The organism is Curtobacterium sp. GC_Cur_3, assembly GCF_026544205.1.
Classification (GTDB): domain Bacteria; phylum Actinomycetota; class Actinomycetes; order Actinomycetales; family Microbacteriaceae; genus Curtobacterium.
Genome location: NZ_JALNUI010000032.1, coordinates 30,910 through 40,096 on the forward strand (window position 1 = coordinate 30,910; position 9,187 = coordinate 40,096).

General features: G+C 72.0%; 9 protein-coding genes. 1 reads left to right on the forward strand and 8 read right to left on the reverse strand.

All coding sequences use genetic code 11. From position 1 onward, the window contains the following. Window positions 1-7: 7 nt before the first annotated feature. Window positions 8-3,217 (reverse strand): BTAD domain-containing putative transcriptional regulator, encoded by a 3,210-nt coding sequence (locus OXR63_RS15270; RefSeq protein ID WP_267424618.1) that lies wholly within the window; start codon window positions 3,215-3,217, stop codon window positions 8-10. Window positions 3,218-3,297: 80 nt separating this feature from the next. On the opposite strand from OXR63_RS15270, the gene OXR63_RS15275 reads away from it, so the two are divergent. After that, on the forward strand, window positions 3,298-4,455 hold the full coding sequence (locus OXR63_RS15275; RefSeq protein WP_267424619.1) for a hypothetical protein: 1,158 nt from the start codon (window positions 3,298-3,300) through the stop codon (window positions 4,453-4,455). 7 nt (window positions 4,456-4,462) lie between these two features. Here the strand turns inward: OXR63_RS15275 and OXR63_RS15280 are convergent, their stop codons facing one another. The 7 genes from OXR63_RS15280 to infA all read right to left on the reverse strand — a co-directional run bounded on the left by OXR63_RS15280 (window position 4,463) and on the right by infA (window position 8,933). After that, window positions 4,463-5,584 carry an FUSC family protein gene (locus OXR63_RS15280; protein WP_267424620.1) on the reverse strand — a complete coding sequence of 374 codons (1,122 nt, stop codon included), beginning with the start codon at window positions 5,582-5,584 and terminating at the stop codon, window positions 4,463-4,465. A gap of 150 nt (window positions 5,585-5,734) precedes the next feature. After that, window positions 5,735-6,331, reverse strand: a complete 597-nt coding sequence (rplQ, locus tag OXR63_RS15285; RefSeq protein WP_267424621.1) for a 50S ribosomal protein L17 — start codon at window positions 6,329-6,331, stop codon at window positions 5,735-5,737. 65 nt (window positions 6,332-6,396) lie between these two features. Beyond that, entirely contained in the window at window positions 6,397-7,392 is a 996-nt protein-coding gene (locus OXR63_RS15290; RefSeq protein WP_071276697.1) for a DNA-directed RNA polymerase subunit alpha, read from the reverse strand. A 187-nt stretch (window positions 7,393-7,579) separates the two neighbouring features. After that, window positions 7,580-7,978 (reverse strand): 30S ribosomal protein S11, encoded by a 399-nt coding sequence (rpsK, locus tag OXR63_RS15295; protein WP_017885507.1) that lies wholly within the window; start codon window positions 7,976-7,978, stop codon window positions 7,580-7,582. A gap of 9 nt (window positions 7,979-7,987) precedes the next feature. Beyond that, window positions 7,988-8,362 carry a 30S ribosomal protein S13 gene (gene rpsM / locus OXR63_RS15300; protein ID WP_071276699.1) on the reverse strand — a complete coding sequence of 125 codons (375 nt, stop codon included), beginning with the start codon at window positions 8,360-8,362 and terminating at the stop codon, window positions 7,988-7,990. Between the two features lie 162 nt (window positions 8,363-8,524). Further along, window positions 8,525-8,641, reverse strand: coding sequence for a 50S ribosomal protein L36 (gene rpmJ / locus OXR63_RS15305; RefSeq protein ID WP_071276701.1), 117 nt, complete (start codon window positions 8,639-8,641; stop codon window positions 8,525-8,527). A gap of 70 nt (window positions 8,642-8,711) precedes the next feature. After that, window positions 8,712-8,933: a translation initiation factor IF-1 gene (infA, locus tag OXR63_RS15310; RefSeq protein WP_017885509.1), complete on the reverse strand. Its 222-nt coding sequence runs from the start codon at window positions 8,931-8,933 to the stop codon at window positions 8,712-8,714. Between the last annotated feature and the right edge of the window lie 254 nt (window positions 8,934-9,187).

A 9,187-nucleotide genomic window follows, 5' to 3' on the forward strand; every position in this document is an offset into this window, starting at 1 on the left:
GCAGGGTTCACGCGACGGTGCGCAGCTCCTCGAGCAGTGCCCGCAACGCCGTCACGGCCTCGGTCCGGTCCCATCCGGCCGAGGCCGTCTCGGCGTCCACCACCACGTCCGCTCCGACCACGTCGACCAGCAACGGACGCAGCCGTCGGTGGGCGAGCACCGCGAAGTCCTGCCGCGAGCCGAACCGCCTGGCCAGGCCCCAGCACCTGGCAGCCTCGGCGTGCATCCCCCGACGCAGCGCGACGAGTGCGATCCCGATGAGCGCGGTGCCGATGACCGGCAGGTCGAGCCACCACGGGTGCAGGCGCAGCATCACCAGGGCGCCGATCCGCAGGTGGCGCGCGATCGCCTGCTGATCGGCCTGGAGGCCCGGCTCGGCCCCGCCGGACCGGCTCGCGCCCGCCTCGTCCTCCGCCACGATCCGCGCGGCCCCCGCCATCAGCCACCAGTTCTGGGTGCGCTTGCGCCGGGGCACGACGAAGTCCCATGCGCGGCGCCACCGCTCGACGGCGCCGTCGAGGTCGCCGTCCGCGCGGCTGCACTCGGCGTCGATCGCGATGACGATCACCCCGACCTGGACGGCGTCGTCCTCGAAGCCGCCGCGGTTCGCCACGGGCTGGTTGCCGAGGTCGGCGGCGATCGACCTGGCGAGGTCGACGTCGGCGGTGGCCGCGGCGCAGAGCCCGACCGTCCAACCGATCTCGTACAGGTCGTCCTCGGCGCCGAACACCTCGAGCCGTTCCCGCGCGACGGCCGCCGCGGCGAGCGCTTCAGCGTGCTGCCCGTTCTGCGCGAGGAGCTGTGCCAGCGTCACGGCGCCGGAGCCCAGCGCCCAGGCGTCGTCGACCCGTTCGGCGAGCTCCCCGGCGCGGCGGGCGTACCGGAGCGCGTCGTCGAACGCCCCGTCGTTCTCGGCGATCGGCGCGCTGAGCAGGAACGCGAGACAGGCGACGCCCTCGTCGTCGCCGTCCCGGTAGCGCGCGAGCAGGGCCATGCCGTCGGCAGGACGCCCGAGGGTGAGCAGCAGGGTCGCCTGGGCGTCGAGCGTCGCTGCACCCGTGGGGCCGAGCCGGACCACCCGGCGGAGCGCGGAGATCGCCCACGCAGCGGTCCGACGGTCGGTGAAGACGGACGTCGACCCGATCAGGACCAGCCCGAGCACGACGGCGGCGCGGTCCTCCGGCAGTGGCGGGGTCCGGCGGAGCAGCGGCAGCAGGTCCGGGGCGATCGTGACCACCTCGCCGTGGGCACCGCGGAGGGTCCAGTACCCGCCGAGCGCCGCGAAGACGTGGGCGACCGTGCGGTGGTCGCCGTCGCGGAGCCCCCACCGGAGCAGCGTGACCAGGTTGTCGGCCTCGTGCCCGACCTCCCGGAACCACCGGCGCTGGCGCTCGCCCGTCGCCGTGAACATGTTCCTGGCCGCCGAGAAGTCCCGTGCCCAGCGGAGCATGGCGGCGCGGACCGCGTCGGTGGTGCCGCGCTCGGCCAGCCGGGCGGCCCCGAACTCCCGCACGGTCTCGAGCAGGCGGTACCGCACCGGCTCGCCCTCGTGCTCGACGAGCTGCACGAGGGACTGCTCGACGAGCTCGGCCAGGTCGTCGAGGGCGTCGTCGTGCCGGGCGGGGTCGGCGACGGCCTCGACCGCGTCGACCGCCAGCCCGTCCGGGAAGAGCGCGAGGCGGGTGAGCAGGTCGCGGGCCCCGTCGTCGAGCAGACGCCAGCTCCACTCGATCACGGCGAGCAGCGTCCGGTGCCGTTCGGGCGCGCTGCGGTCGCCGCCGCGGAGCAGGGCGAACCGGTCATCGAGCCGCCGTTCGATCTCCTCGGCGCTCATGCCCCGGATGCGCGCCGCCGCGAGCTCGATCGCGAGCGGTGACCCGTCGAGCCGCGTGCAGATGCTCCGGACGGTGTCGACGGGCAGCACGGCACCGGGGCGTGCGGCCCGTGCCCGTTCGGTGAACAGCCGGACCGCTGACCCGTCGGCCTCGACGGGCAGCGGTGCGAGCGCCGCGACGACCTCGCCGGCGATCGCGAGCGGCGCCCTCGACGTGGTCAGCACGCGCAGTGACGGCAGGACGGCGAGCAGGTCGGCGGTGAACGCGGCGGCGGCCTCGACCAGGTGCTCACAGTTGTCCAGCACGAGCACGGTCGGTTCCTCGGCGAGTGCCCGGACGACCCGACCCCACAGGTCGGAGACGACCGCGTCCCGCAGCGACCGCGCACCACGGACCTCCGCGATCCCGAGCAGTGCGCCGAGTGCGGGGACGATGTCCTCGCCGGCGGTCAGCGGCGCGAGTTCGAGCACCACCACGCCGCGGTCCCGGGCGACCGTGGCGGCGACCGCCTGCGCCAGGCGGGTCTTGCCGAGCCCACCCGCACCGAGGATCGTCACCAGCCGCCCGTGGGACAGCAGCTCCGTGACGGCGGCGAGGTCGGCCTCCCGTCCGACCAGCGTGTTCGGCGATGCCCGCAGGCCGACCCGGCGGAGTGCACCCGGACCGGACGGCGCGCGGCGGAGCAGCTCGGCGTTCAGCCGCACGAGCTCGGCGGACGGATCGGCGCCGAGCCCGTCGGCCAGGCGTTCCCGGTGGGCCGCGAACGCTGCCAGTGCCTCGGCGGTGCGCCCCGCGGCGTCGAGTGCGCGCATCGAGCCGGCGACGGCGACCTCGTCGAACGGGTCGACCTCGGCCTGCTCGCGCCAGACGGCCACGGCGCCGTCCGCGTCCCCGGCGTCGAGCAGGGCCGAGCCGAGTGCTCGGCGGAGGGCGCGGCGGGCGACGTCCGCACGGTGGGCGAGGGCCTGCCCGAGGTCCCCCTCGACGTCGTCGCCCGGCTCGCCGCGCCAGGTCGCGAGTGCCGTCCGGAGCACGGCGTCCGCCCGGGTGCCCGCTGCGGCGAGCTGTTCGGCGCAGGCCAGGTCGACGTCCTCAGGACGGACCCCGAGCGCGTAGCCGGTCGCCGTCGACACGACCAGGCCGTCGGTGGTGCTCCGCCGGAGCCGCGAGACGAGGGTCTGGAGCGCTGCCCGAGCGCCCCTCGGCGGGGCGTCGCCCCAGAGTTCGTCGATGAGCGCGTCGGTCGTCATGGCGTGCCCACGAGCGAGGACCAGGGCGGTCACGAAGGCCCGTGCGAGCGCTCCGGGCACGGGCGCCGGGACGCCCGTCGGGTCCTCGACCAGGACCGGTCCGAGGACGGCGATGCGGGGGTGCGCTGCCACGGTGCGAGTCTAGGTCGGCCGATGCGGGATCGTGATCAGCGCGCGGATCGGGGCGGGTCCACCGACGCTACCCTGAGCAGATGCACACCTTCACGAGGGGGATCGTGAGCGTCGCGCTCCTCTCCACCGCTGCCCTCGCCTTGGCCGGCTGCTCCCCCACCACGAGCGCCGACCCGACCGTCTCCGCGGGGCCCTCCGAGTCCTCCTCCGCAGCGACCACGACGACTCCGTCCGCGTCCCCGATCGCGTTCGGCACCGCCCCGAGTCGTGCCGGGATCCCGGCGTGCGACGCGCTCCTGCCCGCCGACCTGGTCCAGGCCCTCGTGCCCGGCGCGAAGCCCGTCGACACCCTGGTGGACACCCCGGACATCGCCGGTGCGTGGGCGTTCGCGGCGACGGCCGGTGGCACCGACTGCGAGAGCGCGAACAGCGTCTCCGCCATCGACGAGGTCCTGCCGACCACGAAGGACGACCCCGCGTACCAGGGCGTCCGGCTCACCGTGCTCCCCGACGCCGCCGCGGACTTCGTGGACGCCCAGACGAGCGCCACCAGCCCGGAGGTCGCCGCGACGACCGTGCGGTGCGACGCGAGCGACTCGGCCCGCGTCTACTGCGGCGGCGCCGTGCGTGCCGGCACCGCCTGGGTCGACATCCGCTCGGTCCGGTTGCAGGACACCGTCGATGCGACGCCTGAGGTGTCGGAGCCGGCGTTCAAGTCCTTGCTCGCCGCGACGGCGGCAGCGGTGGAGGGCAGCGCCCTCGGCTCGGCCACCACCGAACACGGTGCCCCCGACGGCTCGTACACGACGTGCGACGCCACCAACGTGAACGCGGTCGCGTCGAAGGACCTCGCCGACCCGGACACCCGTGGTGGTGACGCCTCGGCCGGCCTCCAGCAGTACGCGATGAACCGGCTCGGCGGGTCGAGCTGCGTGTTCGAGGCCCAGGGCGCCGGCGAGCAGCCGTACGCGATCACCGGGGCGGTGTACTCCGTGGTCCCCGGCGGCGGATGGGTCGTGGAGCGTCGACTCGACGCGGGGACGATCGACCGCGCCGACCGCGTCGAGCTCGACGGCCTCCCCGCGGGTGCCGCCGCGTGGCGCAGCTGCACCGACCTCGCGTGCTCGGTCGACGTCGTGGACGACGGCGACTGGACCCACTTCGTGCTCTACGAGCGGGTGGCCGACGAGCCCTCCGACGGTGTCGTCCGCTGGGCCGAGGCGTCCCTGGCTGGCTGACGCACCGTCAGCGCGACGTGGTCCGGGCGGAGCCGAACGGCCCGGTCTTCGTGTCGGTGTCGACCGTGGCCCGGCGTTCGGACTCGACGATGCCCCGCAGCGCCACGAGCGCGGCGGACGTGACGGCGACGTGCGAGGGGTTCTCCCGCGACGCGTCGAGCGCCTTCTCCACCGCGGCGATGGCCGTGTCGGCGTCGTGGTCGGGGCTCGTGCCACGGATCACGGCGGCGATCTGGTCCAACGCCGCAGCGAGGGGTTCCGCGAACGCCGGGTCCGGGCGACCGATGCCCTCCGACACCGGCCCGGACCGTGCCACCAGCTCGGTGAGGTCGGTCGTGTACCAGGCCACCCGCTCCAGCGCGCGGAAGCGTGCCCCGTCCTCCTGCAGCCGAGCCCGTGAGCCCCGCAGTGCACCCCGGGGGTTGATCCGCCGGCTCTCGTGCGCGATCGACACCCGCGACCGGACGTCCGCGATCGCCCGGTCCAGCCGGTCCTGCTGCCGGTCCCACGCGGCGACGTCGCGCTTGCCCTCGCGGAGCACCGCCGCGAGTCCGTCGAGGTGGTCGGCGAGGACCCCGTTGACGGCGTCGATGCGGTGCTCGGCGTCCCAGAAGTGCAGCGGCGGGAACACGAGGAAGTTCACCAGCAGGCCGACGACCACGCCGACGGCCATCTGCACGAGGTAGCCGAGCGAGTACCCCTCGGCGTGCGCACCCCCGACGAGCAGCACGAACAGCGCTGCCGTGGACACCCACGAGCTGCCCTCCCCGAGGATCCGGAACCCGCCCACCAGCACGCCGATGCCGACCGCCAGCGCGACCGCCAGCACGCCAGGGTCACCGACCCACATCGTGAACCCTGCGACCGCGATGCCGAGCGCGATCCCGACGAGCGTCTGGATGCCGCTCCGCAGGCCCGCGAACACCGTGGTCTGCATCGCGATGACGGCACCGAGCGGCGCGTAGTAGGGGTAGTCGGACGCGACACCAGGGACGTGGCGCGCCACGACCCACGCGAGCGCGGCCGCTCCCGCCGCCTTGCCGGCGTGCAGCAGGCGTGGCTGCGTGCCGGACGTCCGGCTCCATCGCCAGATCCTGGTCCCCACCCCCGTGACGTGTTCGAATCCCATGGGTCCTCCGCGGTGCCGGTGCTGATCACGGACAGGAGGCTCGTGGCGGCGCCGCCACGAGCCTCCTGTCCGTCTGGTGCAGTGTGCTCGGAACACGAGACGGCCCCCGCAGCATGCGCTGCGGGGGCCGTCTCGTGGTGGTGCGGGGACCTACTTGGCGTCATCCGCAGCGTCGTCCGACTTCGTGGCGGCGTCGGCCTCGACCTCGGCAGCAGCTGCGTCCTCGGTCTCGGGCTCGACCGGAGCCGACTCCTCGGTGGTCTCGGTCGTCTCGACCGGGAGCTCCTCGGCGCTGTCAGCGTCGGCGTCGTCCGTCACGGTGGTGTCCGCGACCGGGGCAGCGGCGGCCGTGGCCGTGTTGCGGGTCACGGGAGCCGGGCTGCTCGACAGCGGCTCGAGGACGAGCTCGATCGAGGCGAGGGGCGCGTTGTCGCCCTTGCGGAAGCCGAGCTTCGTGATGCGGGTGTAGCCGCCCTGGCGGTCGGACACCTGCGGCGCGATCTCCGTGAACAGCGTGTGCACGACGGTCTTGTCGCGGAGGGCCGCGATGACCCGACGACGAGCGTGCAGGTCGCCGCGCTTCGCGAACGTGATCAGACGCTCGGCGACCGGACGGAGGCGCTTGGCCTTCGTCTCGGTGGTCGTGATCCGACCGTGCGTGAAGAGGGCGTTGGCGAGGTTGCTCAGGAGCAGGCGCTCGTGAGCGGGACCGCCACCGAGGCGGGGGCCCTTGGTGGGCTTCGGCATGTCAGTTCTCCAGTGGTGAAAGAGGGGTGCGCGCCATGACGACGTGCGTGCGCATCAGCGCGAGGTCAGTTGCTGGACTCTTCTTCGTCGTACCCGCTGTAGAAGTGGGCGCCGTCGAATCCGGGGACGGTGTCCTTGAGGGACAGGCCGAGCTCGGTGAGCTTGTCCTTGACCTCGTCCACCGACTTCTGACCGAAGTTGCGGATGTTCATGAGCTGCGTCTCCGAGAGGGCGACGAGCTCGGACACCGTGTTGATGCCCTCGCGCTTCAGGCAGTTGTAGCTGCGCACCGACAGGTCGAGGTCCTCGATCGGGGTCTGCAGTTCGTTCGAGAGCACGGCGTCGACCGGCGCGGGGCCGATCTCGATGCCCTCGGCCGCGGTGTTCAGCTCGCGGGCGAGACCGAACAGCTCGACGAGCGTCCGACCGGCCGACGCGATGGCGTCGCGCGGCGTGATGGCCGGCTTCGACTCGACGTCGACGACCAGACGGTCGAAGTCCGTGCGCTCACCGGCACGCGTCGCCTCGACGCGGTAGGTGACCTTGAGGACCGGGGAGTAGATCGAGTCGATCGGGATCTGACCGGCCTCGCTGAACTCCGAGCGGTTCTGCGTCGCCGAGACGTAGCCACGGCCACGCTCGATCGTGAGCTCGAGCTCGAAGCGCGCGGTGTCGTTCAGGGTCGCGATGACGAGGTCCGGGTTGTGGATCTCGACGCCGGCCGGAGCGGAGATGTCCGCTGCGGTGACCTGACCGGCACCCTGCTTGCGCAGGTACGCCGTGATGGGCTCGTCGTGCTCGCTGGAGACGACCAGGCTCTTGATGTTGAGGATGATCTCCGTGACGTCTTCCTTGACACCGGCGACGGTGCTGAACTCATGGAGGACGCCGTCGATGCGGATGCTCGTGACGGCAGCACCGGGGATCGAGGAGAGGAGCGTGCGGCGCAGCGAGTTCCCGAGGGTGTAGCCGAAGCCGGGCTCGAGCGGCTCGATGACGAATCGCGAGCGGTGCTCGGAGATCGGCTCCTCGGTGAGGGTGGGGCGCTGTGCAATGAGCACTGTGGGATTCCTTTCGGCGAAGTGTCCGCTATATGACACTTGGCGGTACGACGGGGCCAGCCGGGCCCCGACGGGTCTGTTGAGTTGTGATCACGCGCACCGATGTGCGCGATCGAACGACCAGGAATGGCCGTCCCTGCTCGGACCCGCTAGGGAACGAGCAGGGGACGGCCGGTTGCTCCTCGCGTCAGACGCGGCGGCGCTTGGGCGGACGGCACCCGTTGTGCGCCTGCGGCGTGACGTCGTTGATCGAACCGACCTCGAGGCCTGCGGCCTGGAGGGAGCGGATCGCGGTCTCACGACCCGAACCCGGGCCCTTCACGAAGACGTCGACCTTCTTGACGCCGTGCTCCTGCGCCTGACGCGCAGCGGACTCGGCGGCGAGCTGCGCCGCGAACGGCGTCGACTTGCGCGAGCCCTTGAAGCCGACGGCCCCGGAGGACGCCCAGCTCAGGACGGCACCCGACGGGTCGGTGATGCTGACGATCGTGTTGTTGAACGTGCTCTTGATGTGGGCCTGGCCCACGGCGACGTTCTTCTTCTCTTTGCGGCGCGGCTTGCGCGCGGCGGTCTTGGGAGTAGCCATGGTGATCTCCTATCGGGCCTTCTTCTTGCCTGCCACGGTGCGCTTCGGGCCCTTGCGGGTACGCGCGTTGGTCTTCGTGCGCTGACCGCGCACGGGGAGACCACGGCGGTGCCGGATGCCCTCGTAGCTGCCGATCTCGACCTTGCGGCGGATGTCGGCTGCCACTTCGCGGCGGAGGTCACCCTCGACCTTGTAGTTGCCCTCGATGTAGTCACGGAGGGCGACCAGCTGGTCGTCGGTGAGGTCCTTGACGCGGATGTCACCGGAGATACCGGTGTCCGCGAGCGTCTTGACCGCGCGAGTGCGGCCGACGCCGTAGATGTACGTGAGTGCGATCTCCACGCGCTTCTCGCGCGGGATGTCGACGCCTGCTAGACGTGCCATGTGCTGGCTGCTCCTGTTGTCGGTGGAGGTGTGGAGCAGTACCGGTGCTCGGGCCTCCGACCCGAGGTGTCCCCGCTCGCGCGGTTCTTGGTACTGCGTTCGATGTTCAGTTGTGGTTCCTGCGCAGGCCGCCCGAGGGCGATCCGCGTCAGAGCACCGGGGCTAGCCCTGGCGCTGCTTGTGACGCGGGTTGCTCTTGCAGATCACCATGACGCGGCCCTTGCGGCGGATGACACGGCAGTGCTCGCACATGGGCTTGACGCTGGGGTTGACCTTCATTGCTGATTCCTCGTGCTCGCTGGCTTCGTGCTCGGCGGGTTCGCCGAGTCGTTCCTTTCCAGCTCGCGGATCACTTGTAGCGGTAGACGATCCGGCCGCGGGTCAGGTCGTACGGGCTCAGCTCCACGATCACGCGGTCCTCGGGGAGGATGCGGATGTAGTGCTGGCGCATCTTCCCGGAGATGTGCGCGAGGACCTTGTGCCCGTTCGTCAGCTCAACGCGGAACATCGCGTTGGGCAGAGCTTCGAGCACCGAGCCTTCGATCTCGATGACGCCGTCTTTCTTGGCCATAGCCTCACTGTCGCTTGGTTGGATTACCGGTGTGATCCCCGAGCCGGTCTGCGGGTCGGGCGCCACACCCGAGAGGGCATGGCACACCAAAGATCGATCTTATGGGACAGCTGGCCGAATGCCAAGCCCGGGCGCGTCGGGGTCCCCAGTCCGAGGGTGATCCTGTGTGCCTGGCCCTGGTTCCACAGTCGATCCCCGGCGTGCTCCTGGATGACGGGCGGTCTGCACCCCTACGGTGACTCCCGAGCCCACGA